Source organism: Pseudomonas sp. B28(2017) (assembly GCF_002113025.1).
GTDB lineage: Bacteria > Pseudomonadota > Gammaproteobacteria > Pseudomonadales > Pseudomonadaceae > Aquipseudomonas.
On sequence record NZ_NEJH01000008.1, the window covers coordinates 162428 to 184882 of the forward strand.

General features: G+C 59.2%; 24 protein-coding genes and 1 tRNA gene. 12 read left to right on the forward strand and 13 right to left on the reverse strand.

Annotated features, from left to right (window positions below; genetic code table 11):
- Positions 1 to 43 precede the first annotated feature (43 nt).
- Entirely contained in the window at positions 44 to 1102 is a 1059-nt protein-coding gene (locus CAF65_RS20220; protein WP_085717871.1) for a YhcG family protein, read from the reverse strand.
- 254 nt (positions 1103 to 1356) lie between these two features.
- Between CAF65_RS20220 and CAF65_RS20225 the strand changes: the two genes are divergently transcribed.
- Complete coding sequence (locus CAF65_RS20225; RefSeq protein WP_085717872.1) at positions 1357 to 1806, forward strand: hypothetical protein; 450 nt, start codon at positions 1357 to 1359, stop codon at positions 1804 to 1806.
- 48 nt (positions 1807 to 1854) lie between these two features.
- Here CAF65_RS20225 and CAF65_RS20230 read toward each other — a convergent pair whose 3' ends face one another.
- The 7 genes from CAF65_RS20230 to CAF65_RS20260 form a co-directional block, all read right to left on the reverse strand.
- Positions 1855 to 2661 carry a TSUP family transporter gene (locus CAF65_RS20230; RefSeq protein ID WP_085717873.1) on the reverse strand — a complete coding sequence of 269 codons (807 nt, stop codon included), beginning with the start codon at positions 2659 to 2661 and terminating at the stop codon, positions 1855 to 1857.
- Positions 2662 to 2732: 71 nt separating this feature from the next.
- Positions 2733 to 3812 carry a hypothetical protein gene (locus CAF65_RS20235; RefSeq protein ID WP_085717874.1) on the reverse strand — a complete coding sequence of 360 codons (1080 nt, stop codon included), beginning with the start codon at positions 3810 to 3812 and terminating at the stop codon, positions 2733 to 2735.
- A gap of 319 nt (positions 3813 to 4131) precedes the next feature.
- A tRNA-Phe gene (locus CAF65_RS20240) sits at positions 4132 to 4207 on the reverse strand.
- 103 nt (positions 4208 to 4310) lie between these two features.
- Entirely contained in the window at positions 4311 to 4583 is a 273-nt protein-coding gene (locus tag CAF65_RS20245; protein WP_007972770.1) for an oxidative damage protection protein, read from the reverse strand.
- Positions 4580 to 5647, reverse strand: coding sequence for an A/G-specific adenine glycosylase (gene mutY / locus CAF65_RS20250; RefSeq protein WP_085717875.1), 1068 nt, complete (start codon positions 5645 to 5647; stop codon positions 4580 to 4582). Before mutY ends, CAF65_RS20245 begins: the two co-directional genes overlap by 4 nt.
- Complete coding sequence (locus CAF65_RS20255) at positions 5644 to 7878, reverse strand: AsmA family protein (RefSeq protein ID WP_085717876.1); 2235 nt, start codon at positions 7876 to 7878, stop codon at positions 5644 to 5646. Before CAF65_RS20255 ends, mutY begins: the two co-directional genes overlap by 4 nt.
- 78 nt (positions 7879 to 7956) lie before the next feature.
- Positions 7957 to 8361, reverse strand: coding sequence for an acetyl-CoA sensor PanZ family protein (locus tag CAF65_RS20260; RefSeq protein WP_085717877.1), 405 nt, complete (start codon positions 8359 to 8361; stop codon positions 7957 to 7959).
- 231 nt (positions 8362 to 8592) lie between these two features.
- Between CAF65_RS20260 and CAF65_RS20265 the strand changes: the two genes are divergently transcribed.
- The 7 genes from CAF65_RS20265 to CAF65_RS20295 all read left to right on the forward strand — a co-directional run bounded on the left by CAF65_RS20265 (position 8593) and on the right by CAF65_RS20295 (position 14346).
- Entirely contained in the window at positions 8593 to 10257 is a 1665-nt protein-coding gene (locus CAF65_RS20265) for an OFA family MFS transporter (protein ID WP_085717878.1), read from the forward strand.
- 202 nt (positions 10258 to 10459) lie between these two features.
- Complete coding sequence (hisB, locus tag CAF65_RS20270) at positions 10460 to 11053, forward strand: imidazoleglycerol-phosphate dehydratase HisB (RefSeq protein ID WP_003186751.1); 594 nt, start codon at positions 10460 to 10462, stop codon at positions 11051 to 11053.
- A complete protein-coding gene (gene hisH, locus CAF65_RS20275; RefSeq protein ID WP_085717879.1) occupies positions 11053 to 11691 on the forward strand; it encodes an imidazole glycerol phosphate synthase subunit HisH in 639 nt (212 codons plus the stop codon). Before hisB ends, hisH begins: the two co-directional genes overlap by 1 nt.
- A complete protein-coding gene (locus CAF65_RS20280; RefSeq protein ID WP_085717880.1) occupies positions 11692 to 11952 on the forward strand; it encodes a DUF2164 domain-containing protein in 261 nt (86 codons plus the stop codon).
- Between the two features lie 42 nt (positions 11953 to 11994).
- Positions 11995 to 12732, forward strand: coding sequence for a 1-(5-phosphoribosyl)-5-[(5-phosphoribosylamino)methylideneamino]imidazole-4-carboxamide isomerase (gene hisA, locus CAF65_RS20285; protein WP_085717881.1), 738 nt, complete (start codon positions 11995 to 11997; stop codon positions 12730 to 12732).
- Positions 12733 to 12741: 9 nt separating this feature from the next.
- Positions 12742 to 13512: an imidazole glycerol phosphate synthase subunit HisF gene (gene hisF, locus CAF65_RS20290; protein ID WP_007972752.1), complete on the forward strand. Its 771-nt coding sequence runs from the start codon at positions 12742 to 12744 to the stop codon at positions 13510 to 13512.
- A gap of 78 nt (positions 13513 to 13590) precedes the next feature.
- Positions 13591 to 14346: an ABC transporter substrate-binding protein gene (locus tag CAF65_RS20295; RefSeq protein ID WP_085717882.1), complete on the forward strand. Its 756-nt coding sequence runs from the start codon at positions 13591 to 13593 to the stop codon at positions 14344 to 14346.
- 48 nt (positions 14347 to 14394) lie between these two features.
- On the opposite strand, the gene CAF65_RS20300 is transcribed toward CAF65_RS20295, so the two are convergent.
- The 4 genes from CAF65_RS20300 to gpmI form a co-directional block, all read right to left on the reverse strand.
- Positions 14395 to 15171 carry a divergent polysaccharide deacetylase family protein gene (locus CAF65_RS20300; RefSeq protein WP_085717883.1) on the reverse strand — a complete coding sequence of 259 codons (777 nt, stop codon included), beginning with the start codon at positions 15169 to 15171 and terminating at the stop codon, positions 14395 to 14397.
- Between the two features lies 1 nt (position 15172).
- Entirely contained in the window at positions 15173 to 16492 is a 1320-nt protein-coding gene (locus CAF65_RS20305) for a S41 family peptidase (protein WP_085717884.1), read from the reverse strand.
- Positions 16493 to 16523: 31 nt separating this feature from the next.
- The gene (locus CAF65_RS20310; protein ID WP_085717885.1) at positions 16524 to 17819 is read right to left on the reverse strand and encodes a murein hydrolase activator EnvC; all 1296 of its coding nucleotides are present in this window, start codon (positions 17817 to 17819) and stop codon (positions 16524 to 16526) included.
- A gap of 230 nt (positions 17820 to 18049) precedes the next feature.
- Positions 18050 to 19579, reverse strand: a complete 1530-nt coding sequence (gene gpmI, locus CAF65_RS20315) for a 2,3-bisphosphoglycerate-independent phosphoglycerate mutase (RefSeq protein WP_085717886.1) — start codon at positions 19577 to 19579, stop codon at positions 18050 to 18052.
- Between the two features lie 152 nt (positions 19580 to 19731).
- Here gpmI and CAF65_RS20320 point away from each other — a divergent pair, with 152 nt between their 5' ends.
- From CAF65_RS20320 to secB, 3 genes are read left to right on the forward strand one after another with little or no spacing between them, the layout of a single operon-like run.
- Positions 19732 to 20145: a rhodanese-like domain-containing protein gene (locus CAF65_RS20320; protein ID WP_085717887.1), complete on the forward strand. Its 414-nt coding sequence runs from the start codon at positions 19732 to 19734 to the stop codon at positions 20143 to 20145.
- A gap of 1 nt (position 20146) precedes the next feature.
- Positions 20147 to 20401 carry a glutaredoxin 3 gene (gene grxC, locus CAF65_RS20325; RefSeq protein WP_008018956.1) on the forward strand — a complete coding sequence of 85 codons (255 nt, stop codon included), beginning with the start codon at positions 20147 to 20149 and terminating at the stop codon, positions 20399 to 20401.
- 55 nt (positions 20402 to 20456) lie between these two features.
- A complete protein-coding gene (gene secB / locus CAF65_RS20330) occupies positions 20457 to 20942 on the forward strand; it encodes a protein-export chaperone SecB (RefSeq protein ID WP_085717888.1) in 486 nt (161 codons plus the stop codon).
- Positions 20943 to 21050: 108 nt separating this feature from the next.
- Here the strand turns inward: secB and CAF65_RS20335 are convergent, their stop codons facing one another.
- On the reverse strand, positions 21051 to 21506 hold the full coding sequence (locus CAF65_RS20335; RefSeq protein ID WP_085717889.1) for a tRNA (cytidine(34)-2'-O)-methyltransferase: 456 nt from the start codon (positions 21504 to 21506) through the stop codon (positions 21051 to 21053).
- Between CAF65_RS20335 and CAF65_RS20340 the strand changes: the two genes are divergently transcribed.
- Positions 21505 to 21945 carry a hypothetical protein gene (locus tag CAF65_RS20340; protein ID WP_085717890.1) on the forward strand — a complete coding sequence of 147 codons (441 nt, stop codon included), beginning with the start codon at positions 21505 to 21507 and terminating at the stop codon, positions 21943 to 21945. The genes CAF65_RS20335 and CAF65_RS20340 overlap by 2 nt on opposite strands.
- Positions 21946 to 22455 lie beyond the last annotated feature (510 nt).

Sequence of the window (22455 nt, forward strand, 5' to 3'; positions counted from 1 at the left end):
GCCAACGATAGTCTTCATGGCGTTGATGAACAATCCGTTCGCCTCAACGCAGGGGTTGATCGAGCAGCCGCTCTTCAAGTGCCGCCCGTTCCCGATCCAGCTCGTTACGGAGCTCCTCCTCAGTTGGCAGGACAAGCTTGTACTTGCTGGCGAACAGTTGTTCGTTTCCTTCAAGCACCGAGTAACGCACCACGGATTCATCCTTTTGCGCACACAGAATGATGCCGACAGTGGGGCCGTCTTCCACGCCGCGTTTCAGGTCGTCGTACATGCGTACGTACATGTCCATCTGCCCCACATCCTGATGGGTCAGTTCACCGCGCTTGATATCGAAGATGACGAAGCACTTGAGCAGGTAGTTGTAGAACACCAGATCGATGTAGAAGTCTTTGCTGTCGGTACTGATGCGTTGCTGGCGGGCAATGAACGCGAAGCCCTTGCCCAGCTCCAGCAAGAAGCCTTGCAGTTGTTCGATCAACGTTTGTTCGATCTCGCTTTCCTGAAGCTTTCCGGCATTAGGTAAACCAAGAAACTCCAGCACTACCGGATCACGGATGAAATCCCGAGGGCTGGCTTTCATGTTCTGAATGTGGGTGGCGGCTTCCTGCTTGACGCTGCCGCGATCGCGGCTTGCCAGCAGGCGCTCGTAATACAGTGTGTTGATCTGGCGTTCCAAGGCGCGGCTTGACCAGTTTTGGGTGGCTGATTCGTTCATGTACCAGAGACGAGCGCTGTCGTTGTCGACCCGAAGCAGGCGGCGGTAGTGGGTCCAGCTCAATTCGGAACGCACTGCGTTCCAAATTGGAAAAGTTTGATAAAAATCCCGCATGTAACGCAGGTTGCGCTCGTCAAAACCTTTGCCGAAGTCGGCACTGAGCACCTTCGCTAAAGTGGCCAGTAAGCGTTTGCCATATCTCGCCCGCCGAGCCCCTTCCTGCTCGAACTCGACAATATGTCGCCCGATCTGCCAACAGGTCTGCACTTGAACGGTATCGACCGCCCGAAGCGCCTTCTGACGTGCCTGATGGATCAATTTGCCAAGGTTGCCAAGTAGTGATGCGAGATAGGGGTCGTGAGTGTCGTTGGGTGTGAGGGCCGTCATGAGGTCTTCCGCAGCAGGTTGAGCAGCGAAAGAGAATGACCAGTGAGTGCCTTTCGAAGATGCCGGGCGTTACTGAGAAACTGGCAGGAAATACCGGATTCGCCGGCAGGACGGGTCTAAATCCGGGCGAGGGCTGAGGAACAAATGGTGTAGTACGTTTCGTACTCAGGCCAAATCAATCTAAAACCCCTCACTCCACCCGGAAATCCAAAGGGTGTAACCATTGGGTTCTGCAGAACCCGGGAGGCGTCATCATGAAACCCCTCCATTCACTCCTGTTGCCTCTCACTGCCGTCGGCGTGCTGATGTTTCCATCGATGTCGCCCGCCGTCAGCCTTGATCCAGTCGACAGTGCTGGCGTAGTGGTGCAGCGCCAGGAGCAAAACGGCATCGCCTACCTGTCCGGCGGTATCGGCGAGGATGAGTCCAGGGCCATCCAGCAGACCACCGGCTATAACCTGCACATGACGTTCTCGGTCGGATCGCAAAATGAATACATTTCCGACGTGAGCGTCGTTATTCAGAAAGCCCCGGGGCAAACGGTGCTGACGCTCAATGACGCCGGTCCACTGGTTTACGTGAAACTGCCTGCCGGTAAATACACAGTCATTGCGACGCGCAACGGCGAAACACGGCATGACGTTGCCAATGTTGGCAGCGGTGAAGCCCGTAGCCTGGTTTTCCACTGGAAGGATGCGAGTTGACGAGAGGCTCTGAACCATGGGGCGCAAGTGAACCCTGAACTCTGCGATTCAGGGTTTTTCGTTTTTAACACTCGCGTACGCCTGGATGAGTGCAACGCGTAAAGGGTTGGTTTCTACGCTGAGTAGCTTGATGGCCAAGGCGCAGCAGACCACGATCAACATGGGTTTGATCAATCGTGGTCCGACCCGGACAGCGGCCCGTGCACCCAATTGGGCGCCGACGAAGGCCGCCAAAGCCATGGCTATGGCTATCGGCCAGATAATCACGCCTTTGGTAATGAAGACCGACAGAGAGCCTAGATTGCATGAGGCGTTGGCAAGTTTGGTAAAACTCATGGCCCGCATCATGCCCAAACCGCAGAGCAGGACAAATCCGACAATAAAGAATGAGCCCACACCGGGGCCAAATATGCCGTCGTAAAAGCCCAGGATCGGCGCCACGGTAAACGAAAAGAGCAGAACACCGATTCTTTTGCGTCGATCTTCACTGGCCAGCTTTGGAGAGAATGCAAAATAGATGGCTACCAGAATCAGCATGATAGGCACGCAGACTTCCAGATAGCGCTTATCGATAGAGCTGACCAGCAAGGCACCACTGGCACCGCCAATAAATCCGCAGATAATCAGGAAACGGCCTTCGCGCCACTCGATCATTCCTTTGCGAGCGAAGGTTGCAGTTGCCGAAACAGTTGCCGAAGCCGCCTGGAATTTGTTGGTGGCAATTGCACTGATCGGATCTACACCTGCCAGGAACAATGCAGGCAAGGTGATCAAACCGCCACCACCGGCAATCGCATCAAAAAAGCCGGCGCAAAAAGCGACGAGCGCCAACATGCCAATTACATCCCAAGACATTACATTCTCTCTTTATGGTTATTGACCTGTAATCACATGACTGGTCGTTCAGCAGCCTGATCACATAAAAATCAGCCCTGCAGCACTAACGGGTCCTCTGAAACAACGATGGGGGAAGAAAATTTTGAAAGTCCGAAAATACGAACCAAGACCCGCCTGTTGTCTTTGATGACATCGCGACAGTGCAGAGCCCGGATGTTGTTGATGACGATGGCCGATTCCTGGGTCAGCGTGTATTCGACCGGAGTTGCTTCATCCACGCCTTGGCAAAGGGCGGTGTAAGCCGTTTTCACAAAGGTCGAGACGTTGTCATTGACCGAAAAGCGATACGAGTTAAAGCGGGCGGCGAATCCTGTCTTGTCGTCGAATTCCAGAATCGAAACGTTGCGGCCATCTTCCCCTTTGCCATTGACAAAGGAGTCACTACGGGTGAACTGGAAGTTACCCGTGGTTAGTGCGAGGCAGTTGGTGACGCCAATTTTCTCGAGTATGGGAGGCAGTGGAATGACTCGCGTAGGCTCCAGGCTCGGGTTCCACAAGGCGGAAAGTATGAGCGACGATGGAGAGGGCGAGTGCCCGTCTTTCGAGTTCACGGCGCACCAGTAAGGCGCCTCTGTATGCGGGCCAAGCGCGAGGCCGGAATGGGAACTCAGTTCTTTGATGTCCGGCTCGGCAGGGATTTTGGTCAGTCCGCCGCCCTTGAAGTTGGCCACCAGTCGAACCAGTTTTCCTTCATTGTCCATGTCATAGGCAAAGGCACTGTTATCCACCAGTTTCAACAAAATCTGATTGCGGGCGGCCAGATAAAGTATGTCGTAACGATTTTCCAGGGATGCCAGATCTGGTAGTTCACTTGGAGGGCTGGCATCGGTGATTTTTTGCAGCCCTTCAAAAATCAACACGGAGACAAGGCTATCGGAATAGGCGTCCAGCAGTTCGCATTGGTTTTTCGAAAACGAGAGCTTTAATTCAGTGGCTGCCAGAGACGCATTGGACTTGGCTCCTGGTGCCTGCGGCCCGCCGATGGCGGCCAGTTTTTTGGCGAACTTGTGAAGCAGTGTTGACTGCTGAATATCAAAGCTGAAAGTTCTGATTTCCTGTTCAGTAAAAAACTCGGCGGTTTCGACGTCTGGTTTGATGGCGTCAGTCATTGCCTATAGCTCTGCTGTGTATTTGCTCCCGGTTATGCGGCAGCTCCTCTTTCGATTCTGCACAAGCCGATGATCAGCGTATGTCATCCATTTCCGTTAAAGCGTACAGAGCGTTCCGACAGACCTGAGAGACTGCCAGGAAGGGTCGATCACCAGCGTCTGACGCTTTTCGGGACTCAGCCCCGGCAACCATTACGGGTACTCGCTGGCGTGGTGACAGGAGATGGGAATTGTTGCTTCGAGGGTGACTGGATTGGTGTCTCATCAAATTCAAGGCATAAAAAAACCCTGAATCTTGCGATTCAGGGTTTTCGGTATTTGGTGCCCAGAGACGGAATCGAACCGCCGACACGGGGATTTTCAATCCCCTGCTCTACCGACTGAGCTATCTGGGCAACGGGGCGCATTAAACGGGTTTTTCAGGGGGTCGTCAAGCAAGTTTTCAAAAAAAATTTAATTATTACCGTCGCTTACGTTCCGACCCCCGATAAATCGGGGTTATTCCGACGGAGGCACGTAGCCTTCGGCCTTGGCGTAGTCCTCGCCGGAGAAGTACTTGTCCATCTCGCCCTGCAGATATTTGCGATCTTCGGCGTTCATCATGTTCAGGCGTTTTTCGTTGATCAGCAGAGTCTGGTGCTTCTGCCAGTCGGCCCAGGCCTTGGCCGAGACGTGGTCAAAAATGTCCTGGCCTTTGGCGCCCGGGAAGGGAGCGCGCTCCAGGCCTGGCAATTCTTCTTTGTACTTGCGGCACATGATGGTGCGGGTCATGACGACTCTCCTGCGTTCAATACGGCGGCCGCGCGTTCGAGCAAGGTCTTGACCGGGGCGGCAAGGCCCAGGCGCGGCGGGGTGGCGAGGTTATACCAGAGCCAGTCGGCCTCGGCCACGTGATGGCCGGTCTCCTGGACCTGAACCAGCCAGGGTTCGATGGATAACTGAAAATGGCTGAAAGTGTGCACCAGACTCGGCAATGCCTGTTGTGCGCCCAGTTCCAGCGAATGCTGCGATGCCAGGTGCGGCAGGTCGTTGAGGTCGTCGAGCTCCGGCAGGCTCCACAAGCCGCCCCACAGGCCCGTGGAGGGGCGACGGTAAAGCAGAATGGCGCCCTCGGCGTTGGCGAGCATCGGCATCAGCGTACGCTTCTGCGGGATGGCCTTGCGCGGCTTGGGGATCGGGTAACGGGTTTCCAGGCCAAGCATGTGCGCCTCACAGCCCTTTTCCAGCGGACACAGCAGGCAACTCGGTTTGCTGCGGGTGCAGAGCGTGGCACCGAGGTCCATCATCGCCTGGGTGTAGGCGTTGACCCGGTCGTGTGGCGTGAAGCGCTCAGCGTTGGCCCAGAGCTGTTTCGCGACCTTCGGCTCGCCGGGGTAGCCCTCTTGTGCGGTAAAGCGCGCCAGCACCCGTTTGACGTTGCCGTCGAGGATCGGCGCGCGCAGCCCCATGCTGATGCTGGCAATCGCGCCAGCGGTGGACAGGCCGATGCCCGGCAGATCAGTGAGCTTTTCCACGTCCCGGGGAAATTCGCCGCCGTACTGCTCGACGACGATTTTCGCGGTCTTCTGCAAATTGCGCGCGCGGGTGTAGTAACCCAGGCCTGTCCACAGGTGCAGCACTTCGTCTTCCGGTGCCGCCGCCAGGGCCTCGACCGTGGGCAACGAGGCCATGAAACGGTCGAAATAGTTCAGCACGGTGCTGACCTGGGTCTGCTGCAACATGATTTCCGAGACCCATACCCGATACGGGTTGATGTCCTGCTGCCATGGCAAATCGTGACGGCCGTGGCGGTCGAACCATTCCAGCACCGCCGTGGAAAACTGCTCGGCTCTCATCGCTTGAACAGTTCCTTGAGCGCGTCTTTCAGTTTCGGGTCGACTTTGTCTCCCCATTTTTCCTCGATTTTTTCGCTGATCCTGTCGCCAGCCACCTTGGTTGCGACCTGGCTCATGCGTTCGTTATCCACGCGGCAAGCCTTGGCGCCCAGCTCCAGCGGGCCGCGGCAGCGCAGTGGCCACTCGATACCGACAAACTTGTCGCCGACCTGACAGGCCGGGTCCGGCATGGCGCTCGTATCGCCTTCGACGATGATGCCGACGCGGTAGTCCATGCCCAGCACTCGCAGATCGACGTCACCGTCACCATTGACGGCCATGCCCGGGATGCGCACTTTCAGGTCCGGGTTGCTGGCCACGCCATTACGGAAGGTCAGGTTGCCCTTGAGCTCCTGGAACGGTGTGTCCTTGCCCCGCGGCTCGCCGCTGAGGGTTTTGCGGTTGAGCGTGGCGATGCCTTTGCACAGCTGTTGCTCAAGGTTGGCATTGAGCAGCACGCCATTGTTGATGACGATACTGGCGTTGCCATTGAGGGTTTCGATCAACGCTTTCTGGCTGTTGCCGTTGCCGGTCAGGCTGCTGTTGAGCGTGACCAGGCCTTTGACCGGTGGATTCTTGCCCTGGCTTTCGAGGATTTTTTCTGCCGGTACCCGGCTGATCTTTGTCTGCAGGTTCAGCGCCGGCACTGGCTGGCGCACATCGAGCGTGCCAGCGGTTTCGAAGTTGCCCTCGTACAGATCGCCGCGCAGGTTGGCCAGCGTCAGCAGGCCGCCCTGGCCGGTGGCCTTGAGCGCAGCGTTATGGATCGGCAGTTTTTGCAGGGTCAACTGGCCGAAGGTCAGGTCGGCGTCCACATCGAGCTTGCTCAAGCGTTCCACTGGCAACAGACGCTCGCTGCTCCACGCGTCCTTGGTCGGCGCGGGTGGCAGTGGTGTGTTGCCCACGCCGGCCATGGCATCGGCTTCGGTGCTGGCGACTTCGGCCTGGCGGACCTGCGTGGCGCTATTGGCCTCGGCGGATTTCGGCGACAGGTAACGGTCGACGTTGAAGGTGTCGGCCTTGAGCACAGCGCGCAGCGATTGTTTGGCGAAGTCTTCGACGGCAATGCGGCCGCTGAAGGTGCTGTCGTCGACTTTCAGGTTGAGGTTGTCGAGCGCCAGGCTGGTCGGTGTCGCTGCCAATCGGCTGACCAGCTCGACTTTGCTCAGGCTGCCTTCGGCCATGGCCGGGAGTTTCTGGCCGATGCTTTCGACGAATTTCGCCAGGTCGAACTGGGCAATCGAGATGCCGCCGCTGACCTGTGGGGTCTTGTCGAGGTCGTTGACCTTCAGTTCACCCAGTGCCCGCAGTTGGTTGGCGGAGATCTTGATACCGGTCCACTCGGCAACGTTGGCGGCCTTGTCCAGCACCAGTTGGCCCTGGGCGGAGAACGTCATGGTCTTGCCTTGCAGCGGGTCGCCGGTCACTTCACCGGACAACTTCATGTCTTCGAACTGATAACGCTGCAGGGCACGTGCGATACGCACCTCACCATTGAGCTCGGTACGAACCCGCAGTGCCGGCTGGTTGGCAGACAGGAAAGCCGTGAGCTTGAGCGGGATGTTGACGGAGTCGTGAACCGCGCCGGTGCTCAACTGAATACTTTCGGCGCTGAAGCTCTTGCCGGTTCGTTCATCGGTGTATTCAACCCGTGCGTTGTTCACGGTCAGGCTGTCGATGTCCAGACGGATCGGCTGAGGCGGTTTCTCCGCCGCGACGCTGGCTTCGGGCGCAGGTTCGGTAGTGGCTGGCGGGGAGCTGGTTGCCGCGGCGGATTTGGCCGTTGCAGGCACCTTGCCGATGTCCTCCCAGTTGCCGTGGCCATCCTTGTCGCGGTTCAGGCGCAGGTTCAGGCCTTCGACGCGCACGTCGCTCATCTGCACTTCGCGGCGCAGCAGCGGCAGTACGCGCACCGACAGGCCGAGCATCTGCAAATCGGCGTACGGTTCGGTCGGTTTGACCAGGGTCGCGACACTGGCGTCGTGCAGCTCCAGGCCCAGCCACGGGAACAGGCTCCAGCCGATATCGCCATTGAGCGTCAGCTCGATGTGGGCCTTGTCGCGGGCAATCTGGCGAATCTCGTCTTTGTAGTCGTTGGGATCGAAGAGGTGGGTCAGGGCAAAGCCCAGCGCCACAATGATCAGCAACAACCCGAGAAGTACCAGACCCAGGATTTTGCCGAACGCTTTCATGGGCGAGTCCTTGTAGATAGTCGAATTCAAAATTTAGCCGAGGAGTATAGCGCCACCGGATAGATGACCGGTCAGCGATCACTGCGGCAGTACATCCAGCGGCAGTTTCAGTTTGGCGGCCAGTGCCTGTGCCTCCAGGTGCCCGGCAGGCGCGAGCAAGCGCAGGGTCATGCCCGATTGCTCGGCCATTTTCCGGGCTTCGGCCACCAGTCGCTCGGCAACACCACGGCGACGGGTAATTTTTCGCACACAAATTTGTGACAAGTACCAGGCGTCCTGGTGCCTTTGCAAACGGGCCGCGCCCAGCAGGCGATCATTGAAGCGCCCGGCGATCAGTGTGCCGTCGCGCAAACAGTCTTCGATCAACTGCGCTTCCCCGGAAAACGGGGCGAACAACCAGTCTGGAGCGTCGAGGTAGATCTTCTGCAGATCCTGCCGATCCTGGGACGTGGCGTGGTTCAGCGGCTCGACAATGATCGGCATGGTGATTCCTGTGAGGTCATGAGGCGAGAGAGATCAGATGACGTACAAAAGGTGATGTCAGTTTGGTTTTTCTGTCACTTGCAGATGGTAACCTCTGCCCGTTCGTTCGTCCTTCTGCGACCTGTTGTCGCATAACAAGGTGCTCCGCAAAAAAAACGGTCATGCCTGCGTGCATAAAGGCCGGGAGTGGACCGTGGCTGGCGAACCCTACTGATAATTGGGGGAAACACAATGACTACGAGCATCACGGCGGACGGCTTCAGTGCCAGCCCGCCTGCGTTCCTGTCCAAGGAACGGATCATCGCCAAGCCCGGTTTCAATCGCTGGCTGGTACCACCGGCCGCCTTGGCCATCCACTTGTGCATCGGCATGGCCTACGGCTTTTCGGTGTTCTGGCTGCCGCTGTCCAAGGCGCTGGGCATCACCGCTCCGGTAGCCTGCGCGCCAGACATGAGTTTTATCGCACAAGTCTTTTCGTCCCAGTGTGACTGGCCGATCTCGATGCTCGGCTGGATCTACACCCTGTTCTTCATCTTCCTGGGTTGCTCGGCCGCCATCTGGGGTGGCTGGCTGGAACATGCCGGACCGCGCAAGGCTGGCGTTGTGTCGGCGCTGTGCTGGTGCGGCGGTCTGCTGATTTCGGCGCTGGGGGTGTATACCCACCAGATCTGGCTGATGTGGATCGGCTCCGGGGTCATTGGCGGTATCGGCCTGGGCCTGGGTTACATTTCGCCGGTGTCGACCCTGATCAAATGGTTCCCGGACAAGCGCGGCATGGCGACCGGCATGGCGATCATGGGCTTCGGCGGCGGCGCAATGGTCGGCGCTCCGCTGGCGGCGGCGCTGATGGGGCATTTCGCTTCGCCAACCAGCGTCGGCGTGTGGCAGAGCTTCCTGGTGATGGCTGCGATCTACTTCGTGTTCATGATCGGTGGCGCGCTGTCCTACCGCGTTCCGCCAACCGGCTGGAAGCCCGAAGGCTGGACCGCTCCGGTGAAAAAGGCCTCGAACGCGATGATCACTCATCGTCATGTTCACGTGAATGTGGCCTGGAAGACGCCGCAATTCCGTCTGGTGTGGCTGGTGCTGTGCCTGAACGTATCCGCCGGTATCGGCATCCTCGGCATGGCGTCGCCGCTGTTGCAGGAAGTGTTCGCCGGCAAGTTGCTGGGCAGTGACCTGGCGTTTGGTCAGCTCGACGCCTCGCAACTGGCCTCGATCGCCGCCATCGCTGCCGGTTTCACCGGTTTGCTGAGCCTGTTCAACATCGGCGGACGTTTCTTCTGGGCTTCGTTCTCGGACTACCTGGGCCGCAAAAACACCTACTTCGTGTTCTTCGCCCTGGGCTTTGCCTTGTACGGGCTGATTCCGAACCTTGGTCATCTGGGCAGCGTCGCGCTGTTCGTGGCGGCGTTCTGCATCATCCTGTCGATGTATGGCGGTGGGTTTGCGACCGTTCCGGCGTATCTGGCGGACCTGTTCGGTACGCAAATGGTCGGCGCGATCCACGGTCGTCTGCTGACCGCCTGGGCTGCTGCCGGCGTGCTGGGGCCGGTGCTGGTGAACTACCTGCGTGAATATCAACTGAGCATCGGCGTCGAGCGCGCAGCGGCGTACGACATCACCCTGTACATCCTCGCCGGTCTGCTGGTGCTGGGTTTCCTGTGTAATCTGCTGGTGCGTCCGGTGGCCGACAAGTACTTCATGACCGACGCCGAACTGGCCGCCGAACAGGCGCTGGGCCATGACAAGGGCGCTGACAGCAGCACCGTGCTGGAATGGAAAGCGGCTGCCGGTACCAAGCCTTTGGCTGTTGCAGCCTGGTTGGTGGTGGGCATTCCGTTGGCGTGGGGTGTGTGGGTGACCCTGCAAAAAACTGCAGTGCTGTTCCACTGACACCAAGGCAAATGCAAAACCTGTGGGAGCAAGCCCGCTCCCACATCTGTTTTGTATTCCCTCCAGGTCGCTTGTATGGACATGTACATCGCCAACACCCCCGGATTCATTCCGTCAGCGATATCAGCTCTCGTGTTTCTGTTTGGCGCCCGCGCCCCTATAATGGTTGCCTTTTTCGCCCAATGATTTTGCGGAGCTGGTGATGGCCGAACGTAAGGCTTCTGTCGAGCGCGACACTCTGGAAACCCAGATCAAAGCCTCGATCAACCTCGATGGCACCGGAAAGGCCCGATTCGATATCGGTGTTCCTTTTCTTGAGCACATGCTGGACCAGATCGCCCGTCACGGGCTGATCGACCTGGATATTGTCAGCAAGGGCGACCTGCATATCGATGATCACCACACCGTGGAAGACGTCGGTATCACCCTCGGCCAGGCTTTCACCAAAGCCATCGGCGACAAGAAAGGCATCCGTCGCTACGGTCACGCCTACGTGCCGCTCGATGAAGCGCTCTCGCGTGTGGTCATCGACTTCTCCGGCCGCCCTGGCCTGCAGATGCATGTTCCGTACACCCGTGCCACCGTCGGCGGCTTCGACGTTGACCTGTTCCAGGAATTCTTCCAGGGCTTCGTCAACCACGCCAACGTTACCTTGCACATCGACAATCTGCGTGGGCACAACACCCACCACCAGATCGAAACCGTGTTCAAGGCTTTCGGCCGCGCCCTGCGCATGGCCGTCGAGCTCGATGACCGCATGGCCGGGCAAATGCCTTCGACCAAGGGCGTGCTGTAATGCAGACAGTCGCGGTTATCGATTACGGCATGGGCAACCTGCACTCGGTGGCCAAGGCCCTCGAGCACGTCGGTGCCGGCAAGGTCCTGATCACCAGCGATGCGAACGTGATTCGCGAGGCCGACCGGGTGGTTTTCCCCGGCGTGGGTGCCATTCGCGATTGCATGGCGGAGATCCGTCGCCTCGGCTTCGATTCGCTGGTACGTGAAGTCAGCCAGGACCGTCCGTTCCTTGGGATCTGCGTGGGCATGCAAGCCTTGCTCGACACCAGCGAAGAGAACGACGGCGTCGACTGCATCGGTCTGTTCCCGGGCCAGGTGAAGTTCTTCGGCAAGGATCTGGTCGAGGGCGGTGAGCACCTGAAAGTCCCGCACATGGGCTGGAACGAAGTGAAGCAGAAGGTGAGTCACCCGCTGTGGCACGACATTCCGGACCTGGCGCGGTTCTACTTCGTGCACAGCTACTACATCGCTGCCGCCAACGCGCGGCAGGTGGTGGGTGGCGGTCACTACGGTGTCGATTTCGCCGCGGCGCTGGCCGAAGGCTCGCGTTTCGCTGTGCAGTTCCACCCGGAGAAGAGCCATACCCATGGTCTGCAGCTGCTGCAGAACTTCGCTGCGTGGGACGGTCGTTGGTAAATGGCAGCCAAGAAAACCAAGCCGCCGATCCTGACCCTCACTCCTGAACAGGAGAACGAGGCGAATCGCAAGATCAAGCGGTTCATGGAGGATCGCTTCGAACTGGACCTGGGTTCGTTCGAAGCGGCCGAAATTCTTGAGCTGTTTACCCGCGAAATTGCTCCGCACTATTACAACAGGGCGATTTTCGATGTGCAGGCGCACCTCAAAGAGAGGTTCGAAAGCATTGAAAGCGACCTGTGGGCGCTCGAGAAAAACTGATTTCCGAGCCAAGCTGAACATTCAAATTTGAAGGTTTGCCAGATGCTGATTATTCCCGCTATCGATCTTAAAGACGGTGCCTGTGTTCGTCTGCGCCAGGGCCGCATGGAAGATTCCACAGTGTTCTCCGATGACCCGGTGAGCATGGCTGCCAAGTGGGTGGAGGGCGGTTGCCGTCGTCTGCATCTGGTCGACCTGAATGGCGCATTCGAAGGCCAGCCGGTCAATGGCGAAGTGGTCACCGCCATCGCCAGGCGCTACCCGAATCTGCCGATCCAGATCGGCGGCGGCATCCGTTCCCTGGAAACCATCGAGCACTACGTGAAAGCGGGCGTGAGCTACGTGATCATCGGCACCAAGGCCGTGAAAGATCCGGCCTTCGTCGCCGAAGCCTGCCGCGCGTTCCCGGGCAAGGTGATTGTCGGGCTGGACGCCAAGGACGGTTTCGTCGCCACCGATGGCTGGGCTGAAATCAGCACCGTGCAGGTGATCGACCTGGCCAGGCAGTTCGAAGCCGACGGTGTATCCGCGATCGTTTATACCGACATCGCCAAAGACGGCATGATGCAGGGCTGCAACGTACCGTTCACTGCCGCGCTGGCCGCCGCCACTTCGATTCCGGTGATCGCTTCCGGCGGTATCCACAACCTGGGTGATATCAAGACCCTGCTCGACGCCAAGGCGCCAGGCATCATTGGTGCCATTACCGGTCGTGCGATCTACGAAGGCACCCTCGACGTCGCTGAAGCGCAAGCTTTCTGCGATTCGTACAAAGGCTGAGGACTGACCATGGCGCTGGCCAAACGCATCATCCCTTGCCTGGACGTGGATAACGGCCGGGTGGTCAAGGGTGTGAAATTCGAAAACATCCGCGACGCCGGTGACCCGGTGGAAATCGCCCGTCGCTACGACGAGCAGGGCGCCGACGAAATTACCTTTCTCGACATCACTGCCAGCGTCGATGGCCGCGACACCACGCTGCACACCGTAGAACGCATGGCCAGCCAGGTGTTCATCCCGCTGACCGTGGGCGGCGGCGTACGCACCGTGCAGGACATCCGCAACTTGCTCAATGCCGGTGCGGACAAGGTTTCGATCAACACGGCAGCGGTGTTCAACCCGGAGTTCGTTGGCGAAGCCGCGCAGCATTTTGGTTCGCAATGCATCGTCGTTGCCATCGACGCGAAGAAGGTTTCCGGGCCGGGCGAAACTCCGCGCTGGGAAATTTTCACCCACGGCGGTCGCAAACCAACCGGTCTCGATGCGGTTGAATGGGCGAAGAAGATGGAAGGCCTGGGCGCCGGTGAGATCCTGCTGACCAGCATGGACCAGGACGGCATGAAAAACGGTTTCGACCTGGGCGTTACCCGTGCCATCAGCGATGCGCTGGGCATTCCGGTGATCGCCTCCGGTGGCGTCGGCAACCTGCAACACCTGGCCGATGGAATTATCGAAGGTCACGCCAGCGCGGTATTGGCGGCGAGTATTTTCCACTTCGGCGAATACACCGTGCAGGAAGCCAAGGCCTATATGGCCCATCGCGGAATCGTGATGCGTTAAACAAACCGATACAGGCCAGTGGACATCATGGCGGGCTCAAGGCACTCTTGGGTACGCCATGGATTTCGGTAGCCAGACATGCTTAGACGCCTCCTTCTAGCCCTCGCCAGTGCTTCCCTTTTGTTGGTCACCGGGGCGCACGCTAAAGACAGTCCCGATACCGGCTTGGTGCTGCTGACTGAAAACTTCCCGCCGTACAACATGGCGAAGAACGGCAAGAACTTCGCTCAGGACGAGAACATCAATGGCATCGCCACCGATATCGTCCGCGAGATTTTCAAGCGCGCCGACATTAACTACAGCCTGACGCTGCGTTTTCCTTGGGAGCGAATCTACAAACTCACCCTCGAGAAACCCGGCTACGGCGTATTCGTCATGGCGCGGTTGCCAGATCGCGAAAAGCTATTCAAGTGGGTTGGTCCCATCGGCCCGGACGACTGGATCATGCTGGCCAAGGCTGACAGCAAGATCACCCTCGAAAGCCTGAACGACGCACGTAAATACAAGATTGGTGCCTACAAGGGCGATGCGATCGCCGAGACGCTGGCCAAGCAGGGACTCAATCCGATCGTCGTGCTGCGCGATCAGGATAATGCGAAGAAGCTGGTCAACGGTCAGATCGACCTGTGGGCCACGGGTGACCCGGCGGGGCGCTATCTGGCGCGCCAGGAAGGGGTTAACGGGTTGAAAACCGTACTGCGCTTCAACAGTGCCGAACTGTACCTGGCACTGAACAAGGACGTGTCGGACGAGACAGTGGCCAAGCTCCAGGCGGCGCTGGATCAGATGCGCAAAGAAGGACGGGTGGAGGAGATCATGGCGCAGTATCTCTAAATCCAATCGCCAAGTCCTGTGCCTGGCACTATTCAATGTGGGAGCGAGTTACCGGTACACGCCATCCTTGCCATGGGCAGCCGTCGCCCGATTGCCGCGCACACTGATCATCTGCTTGATATCAATCCACTCAATCCCCTGAGCCTTCAGCTTCGGTAGTTCTCGCTCCAAAACAGCCAGCGTCTGTGGATACGGGTGCCCGATCATCACTGCCGAACCCTGCTTGCGCGCGAGGCTGATTGCAGCCTGCAACTGGGTGAAGATCGCTGCTTCAGTACGTTCATCGTCGAGAAACACATCCCGCGACACACTCGCCAGACCGATCTTCTGCGCTTCGGCTGCGGCCACGGTCTGCGCGCTGGTGCGACTGTCGACGAAGAACTTGTGCCGTCGTTGCAGGTCCGCCATCAACCAGGCCATGGCGGCTGGTTGTGCGGTCATGCGGCTGCCCATGTGATTGTTGATGCCGCTGGTGTACGGGACCATTTTGAACGCGGCGTTCAGGCGTTTTTCCAGTTCATCGATGGGCAGCTCGGGATGCCATGCGAACGGTCCGGTGGCCGGATCCATGGGCATGTGCAAAATGACGATCTTGCCGGCGCGATGGGCTTCGCGGGCGAATTCGGTGGCGTGGGGCGTGTCGGGCATGATCGCCGTGGTGACCGGGCCGGGCAGGGCCAGCACGCGACGATCCCGGGGCAGGTTCTGCCCCAGGTCATCGATGATCAGGGTCAGGTAGGCTTTGTGGGGCGTCGATCCGGCGGGTTGTGCATGAGCAACACCCGCCAGACAGCACAACAGAGCAATCAGCAACCGCAGAAGCATCTCAACGGCCGGACGTGATGCTCAGCCCTTTGAGCAGGCTCAGGGCCTGGGCCAGTTGGTAGTCATCATCCTGTGGCATTGGCTTGGCTTTGCCGCTGGAGCCGGTCGGTTTGTCGGCGCCGCCGTTGCCGTTGCCCAGGTGACCCTGCAAGTCAGCTTCCTTGAAGTAGTCGCCGTCCTGCTCGCTGGTGATCTTGGCCTTGCGCACTTCGATGTCCGGGACGATGCCCTGGGCCTGGATGGAGCGGCCGTTCGGCGTGTAATACAACGCCGTGGTGATTTTCAATGCGCGTTCATTGTTCAGCGGCAGCACGGTTTGCACCGAGCCTTTGCCGAAACTGGTGGTGCCCATCAGCACCGCGCGTTTCTGGTCCTGCAGGGCGCCGGCGACAATTTCCGAAGCCGAGGCGCTGCCGCCGTTGATCAGCACGACCATTGGCACGGCTTCGCTTTCGTCCTTGCCGGTGGCAGAGAAACGCAGCTCGGAGTTGGCGATGCGGCCCTTGGTGTAAACGATCAGGCCCTTGGTGATGAAGTGGTCGACCACTTCCACCGCCGCCTGCAACACCCCGCCCGGGTTGTTGCGCAGGTCGAGAATGATGCCCTTGAGCTTCTTGCCGTTGTCCTTGCGCAGCTTGGCCAGGGCCTTGGAAACCTCTTCACCGGTCTTGACCTGGAACTGGGTGATGCGGATGTAACCGTAGCCCGATTCCAGCAACTGGCTCTTCACGCTCTTGACCTGGATGACGGCGCGGGCCAGGGTCACGTCGAACGGCGTGCCGCCGTCGCGCACCAGGGTCAGGGTGATTTTCTGGCCGATCTTGCCGCGCATCTTGTCGACGGCTTCGGTCATGCTCTGGCCACGAGTGGGCTGGCCGTTGATCTTGACGATGAAGTCGCCGGCCTGAATGCCGGCCTTGGAGGCTGGAGTGTCGTCAATGGGCGACACCACTTTGATGAAGCCGTCTTCGGCGCCGACTTCGATGCCCAGGCCGCCGAATTCCCCACTGGTGCTTTCCTGCAGCTCGGCGAAATCTTCAGGGCCGAGGTAGGCCGAATGCGGATCGAGGTTGCTGAGCATGCCCTTGATGGCGTTTTCCAGCAGGGTCTTGTCGTCTACCGGTTCGACATAGGCGGCCTTGATTCGGTCCATCACCTCGGCAAAAGTGCGCAACTCGTCCAGAGGCAGTGGCGCCTTGGTGGTCGCAGCAGTGCCCGCAGGCGCAACCGTCGGCGCTGGTTGAGCGGCAAACGCCAAAGGCGCGCCGATCACCAGGGCGATCGTCAGGGCCAGCGAGGTAAGGCGGGACAAATGCAGCATGTCAAACGAACTCCTGAATTAGGCGACGCGCTTATCCTTGCGCGTGACACCATTGTGCCGGGTCACTTGGGTGACCCTGCTGACGAATTGCGAAATACAGCGCTGGTGTATCCTGCCCGCCACTGTTACCGACAGTGGAAATAGGCTCACCGGCTTTTACAACGTCACCTGCAGACTTGAGCAGCGTCTGGTTGTGACCGTACAGGCTCAAATAACCGTTGCCGTGGTCGAGAATCACCAGCAGCCCGGCGCCGCGCAACCAGTCGGCGAACACCACGCGACCACCGTGTACGGCATGCACCGCACTGCCGGCGGACGCGCCGATCATCACGCCATCCCACTTGGTCCGGGCATCATCGCCACGGTTTTCACCGAAGCGCGCCAGCAGTCGACCATCGACAGGCCAGGGAAGTTTGCCGCGGGTTGATGCAAACGGGCCACCAAAGGTCTCGCCGGAACTGGAAACGAGTGCGCCGGGAGTCGATCTGACCGGTTTGCGTGGGGCGTCGTCGTTGGCATCCGCCAGCGCCTGGGCCTCACGTAAACGCTTTTTTTCGGCTTCCTGCTGGGCAATCAGCGCTTTTTGCCGCGCTTCTTCTGCCTCACGGGCCTGGCGGGCCAGAGTTTCTTCAATGGTTTTAAGGACTTTAGACAGGTCTGCCTGATCCTGCTCGCGCGCCGCCAGTTTCTGATCGCGAGCCTTTACATCGTCATTGAGTTTGGCTAGGACTTGCTGACGCTCCTGGCGGACTTTCTCGAGTTCGCCACGCTGGGTGTCGAGGCTGCTTTGCTGCACCAGCAGTTGCGCCTGCTGCATCGCGATGTCTTTCTCGACATTGGACAGTTGGCGCAGGGTTTCGTTGAAACTCTTCAACTGCTCCAGGCGAGCCTGGCTCAGGTAGTCGTAATAGGTGAGGGTTCGGGCGAACTTCTCGGGGTTCTGCTGGTTGAGCAGCAGCTTGAGGTATTCCTGGCGACCGTTCTGGTAGGCCGCCCGGGCCTGCATGGCGATCAGTCGTTGCTGTTCAGTGCGCGCGCTCTGGAGTTTTTTTTTCTCTGCATCGAGGCGCTGCAGCTCGGCTTCGCTTTTCTTAAGCTCTTTTTGCAGGGCTTCGACCTGCTTCTCGAGCTTGCCCATTTCGGTTTCGGTGCCCTTGAGCTCTTTCTGCACACCGGACTTCTCTTCCTGCAGCTTGCCCAGCAGTTTCTTCAGCTCGGCAATGTCCTGACGCGTGGCGTCCAACTGTTGTTGGGTTTCTGCGCGCTCGTCAGCAAAGGCCGGTTGGAGCAGGCATGTCAGAGCTAGGGCTATCAGGACGCGAAGCATAGGGGCGGGCGGCACCAGGGAAAGGGACGGCCTAGTATGCCCGCCATGGGCGGCAAAAAAAATGCCCATTTCTGACTGTGTGATAACTGGCCTGCAAAACACTGAAGACCAATGTGGGAGCGAGCCTGCTCGCGAAAGCGGTGGTTCAGGCAACATTGATGTTGGCTGACACTACGCATTCGCGAGCAGGCTCGCTCCCACAGGGTTTTTCGGTGTTGGGGATATCCCGGTTACACCAGGATCGAAGTCCCGGTCATTTCCGCCGGTTGTTCCAGGCCCAGCAACTTCAGCATGGTTGGCGCCACGTCCGCCAGCACACCGCCTTCGCGGACTTTCAGGTCGCGCTTGCCGACATAAATGAACGGCACCGGCTCGGAAGTGTGTGCGGTGTGCGCCTGGCCAGTGGTTTCGTCGGACATTTGCTCGACGTTACCGTGGTCAGCCGTGATCAAGGCTTCGCCGCCGACTTTTTCCAGGGCGTCGACGATGCGGCCCACGCACAGGTCCAGGCATTCAACGGCCTTGACCGCAGCTTCGAACACGCCACTGTGGCCGACCATGTCGCCGTTGGCGTAGTTGACCACGATCACGTCGTAACGCTGGTTTTCGATGGCGTCGACGATGCGATCGGTGACTTGCGGTGCGCTCATTTCCGGCTGCAAGTCATAGGTAGCGACTTTCGGCGACGGAATCAGGATGCGTTCTTCGCCCGGGAACGGTTCTTCGCGGCCGCCCGAGAAGAAGAAGGTCACGTGGGCGTATTTTTCGGTTTCGGCGATACGCAGCTGGGTCTTGCCGTTTTGCGCCAGGTAGTCGCCCAGCACGTTTTCCAGGCTGCCGGCGGCGAAGGCCGATGGCGCAGGGATGCTGGCGGCGTATTGGGTCAGCATGACGAAACCGGCCAGTTTCGGCTGGCGGGTACGCTCGAACTCACTGAAGTCGTCTTCGACGAACACGCGGGTCAGCTCGCGGGCGCGGTCGGCGCGGAAGTTCATGAACACCACGGCATCGCCGTCTTCGACTTTCACCGGCTCACCGATGGAGGTGGCTTTGACGAACTCGTCGCTCTCGCCGCGCTCGTAGGCTGCTTGCAGACCTTCCTGAGCGGTGGCGGCGTTGAATTCACCCTGGCCGTCGACAATCAGGCTGTAGGCCTGGGACACGCGGTCCCAACGGTTGTCGCGGTCCATGGCGTAGTAACGGCCGATCAGGCTGGCGATCCGGCCTTTGCCCAGGGCCTGGAAGGTCGCGTCGAGCAGTTCGATCGACGATTGCGCGCTTTTCGGCGGAGTGTCGCGGCCGTCGAGGAAGGCGTGCAGGTAGATGTTTTGAGCGCCGCGCTTGAAGGCCAGTTCGGCCATGGCGACCAGGTGATCCTGGTGGCTATGCACGCCGCCATCGGACAGCAGGCCCATGAAATGCACGGCTTTGCCAGCGGCGACGGCCTTGTCCACGGCAGCGCAGATGGTCGGGTTTTCGAAGAACTCGCCGTCACGGATCGATTTGGTGACCCGAGTGAAGTCCTGATACACCACGCGGCCGGCACCCAGGTTCATGTGGCCGACTTCGGAGTTGCCCATCTGGCCATCCGGCAGGCCAACGTCCATGCCGCTGCCCGAAATCAGGCCGTTCGGCACAGTGGCCCACAGACGATCCAGTACAGGCTTCTTCGCCGCGAAAATGGCGTTCGATTCGGGGCTGTCGCTGTGACCGAAGCCGTCGAGAATCATCAGGACCAAAGGTTTAGGCGTGGTAGTCATGGAATCCACTCGTGGCTGAGGTAAAAGGGGTAATGGAAAAGGGAGTCGCAGTTTAAAGCGAAGTTCCGGCCACGTCACCGCCGGACGGGGTTTGGCCCACCATAGTGGCTGTGTATACTGGCCGACATTTTAACGCCCTGGAACCTCCTTCGATGGTTGCTCACCTGATTCAATTCGCCACTAACCACTACATTCTCGTCGGTATTTTCGTCGTACTGCTGGCGTTGCTGATTGCCTATCAGATGCAGGGCGGCGGCCGCAGCCTGAGCACCGGCGAACTGACCGGCCTGGTCAACAAGGACGCGGGCGTCGTGGTCGACATTCGTCCGAGCAAGGATTTCGCCGCCGGTCACATTGTCGGTGCGGTGAACATTCCCCAGGACAAACTGGCCGCCCGCGTTGGCGAACTGGAAAAGCACAAGGCCAAGACCATCATCCTGGTCGACGCCATGGGCCAGACCGCCGGCACCCACGCCCGCGAACTGATGAAATCCGGCTTCACCGCTGCCAAGCTGTCCGGCGGTATCTCCAGCTGGAAAGCCGACAATCTGCCGCTGGTGAAGTGATATGAGTAGCGTCGTCGTCTATTCCAGCGATTACTGCCCTTACTGCTCGCGAGCCAAGTACCTGCTCGAGAACAAAGGTGTGGCCTTCGAAGAGATCAAGGTCGATGGCAAGCCGCAGGTGCGCGCTGCGATGGCCCAGAAGGCCGGACGTACGTCCGTGCCGCAAATCTGGATCGGCAGCACCCACGTGGGCGGTTGTGATGATTTGTTCGCCCTGGAGCGCGCCGGAAAGCTCGACGCGCTGCTCAAGGCCTGACGGCAATACCCCAATAAGCAAACCTAAAAGAACCCTGGATCAAGAAGGATCTGCGATGACTGACCAACAGAACACTGCTGCGAACGAAGAAGAAACTGCACCGCAATTCTCCTTGCAGCGCATTTATGTGCGTGACCTGTCCTTCGAAGCTCCGAAAAGCCCGGCGATCTTCCGCCAGCAGTGGGAGCCGAGCGTCGCTCTGGATCTGAACACCCGTCAGAAGACACTGGAAGCCGACTTCCACGAAGTCGTGCTGACCTTGTCGGTTACCGTGAAAAACGGTGACGAAGTGGCATTCATTGCCGAAGTGCAGCAGGCCGGGATCTTCCTGATCAAGAACCTGGACGCCGCGTCGATGAGCCACACCCTGGGTGCGTTCTGCCCGAACATCCTGTTCCCGTACGCTCGCGAAACCCTGGACAGCCTGGTGACTCGTGGTTCGTTCCCGGCACTGATGCTGGCTCCGGTGAACTTCGATGCGCTGTACGCACAAGAGCTGCAACGCATGCAGGCGGCTGGCGAGACGCCGACCGTTCAGTAAGCTGCGCTGCTGAAAGTCGCGGGCAAGCCCGCTCCCACAGGATGTGCACAATCCTGTGGGAGCGGGCTTGCCCGCGATTGTTTCTGTCGGGCGAAAAAGATTTTTGAGTTAGTTGAAGCCGTTCTGGCGCCAGGCTTCGTAAACGGCCACAGCCACGGTATTGGACAGGTTCAGGCTGCGGCAGCCCTCTCGCATCGGCAGACGCAGGCGCTGCTCGGAGGGCAGGGCATCGAGCACCTCGGCAGGCAGGCCACGGCTTTCCGGGCCGAACAGGAATGCATCGCCGGGGACGAAACTGGCGTCGTGGAACGGACGCGAGCCTTTGGTGGTGAAGGCAAACACCCGCGGGTTGCCCAGACTTTCCAAACAACTGACCAGGTCCGCATGGCGTTGCAGGGTGGCATACTCGTGGTAATCGAGGCCGGCACGGCGCAGGCGCTTGTCGTCCATCTCGAAGCCCAGCGGCTCGATCAAATGCAGGTGGCAGCCACTGTTGGCGCATAGCCTGATAACGTTGCCGGTGTTCGGTGGAATTTCTGGCTGGAAAAGGATGACGTGAAACATGCACGGCTCCGAAGGTAAAGATGACGCGCATTCTACGCCGCCGGAAGGCGTGCGTTCGAAACTATTCCTGCGGGTGATGGGCTCGCTGGCGATTGTCGGGGTGATGGTCGGGATGATGATCGGTCGCCTGACCACGCCAGACCCCAGTCAGTTGCAGCAGGTCGAGGTGATGAACGACGGGCTGGTGGTGTGGTTCAACAATGAACCCAAGACCCACGGCGAAATGGTTGATGGCAGTGTCGCGCTGCTGTTTGGCGCTGAGGGCAAGGCGCAGAAAGGCCAGCTCAAGCTCGGCGGCAAGGACGTGAACTGGCGGGTACGTTTGAGCGACGAGGGGTTGTTGCTGACACTGGTCGCGGCCCGGCCCCTGCAGGGCGAGTGGGCGGGTAGCGAGGTCGACGACCGCTGGCGGCTGGAGATCCATCTCCGGGAGCAATAAAAGAGGGAATCCCCGGCCTGCCTGTACCAAGGTTCCCGAAACGGGAGGCTCGTCGCGAGTGCGGTCTGAGCCTGGTGTAAAGAGGGAACCCCTGACCTGCCTGTATCAAGGGCCCCAAAACGGTTGGGCTCGTCGCGGATGCGGTCTGAGCCCGGTGTAAAGAGGGGAATCCCCGGCCTGCCTGTACCAAGGTCCCCGAAACCGGTCAGGTGAACTGATTCACCTGAAAGGGTTATTGCAGGGGGCGTGCCAGGTTTTAACAATGCGCAACAAAATAACGCTTCAAAACGCCGAAAGCCCCGTAATCCGGGGCTTTCGTGTTTTTTCGATAGGGGTTCGATTGTGAATGCGGGCAAGGCTTCGGATCGGTTGCTGTGCGCGATTGCGGTTCACGGTGCATTCAGGCGGTGCACTGATGGCTCTAAAAGCTTCGCGAGCAGGCTCGCTCCCACAGGGTTCGGTAGTGTTCACTCGATAGTGAATACACTGTAAATCCACTGTGGGAGCGAG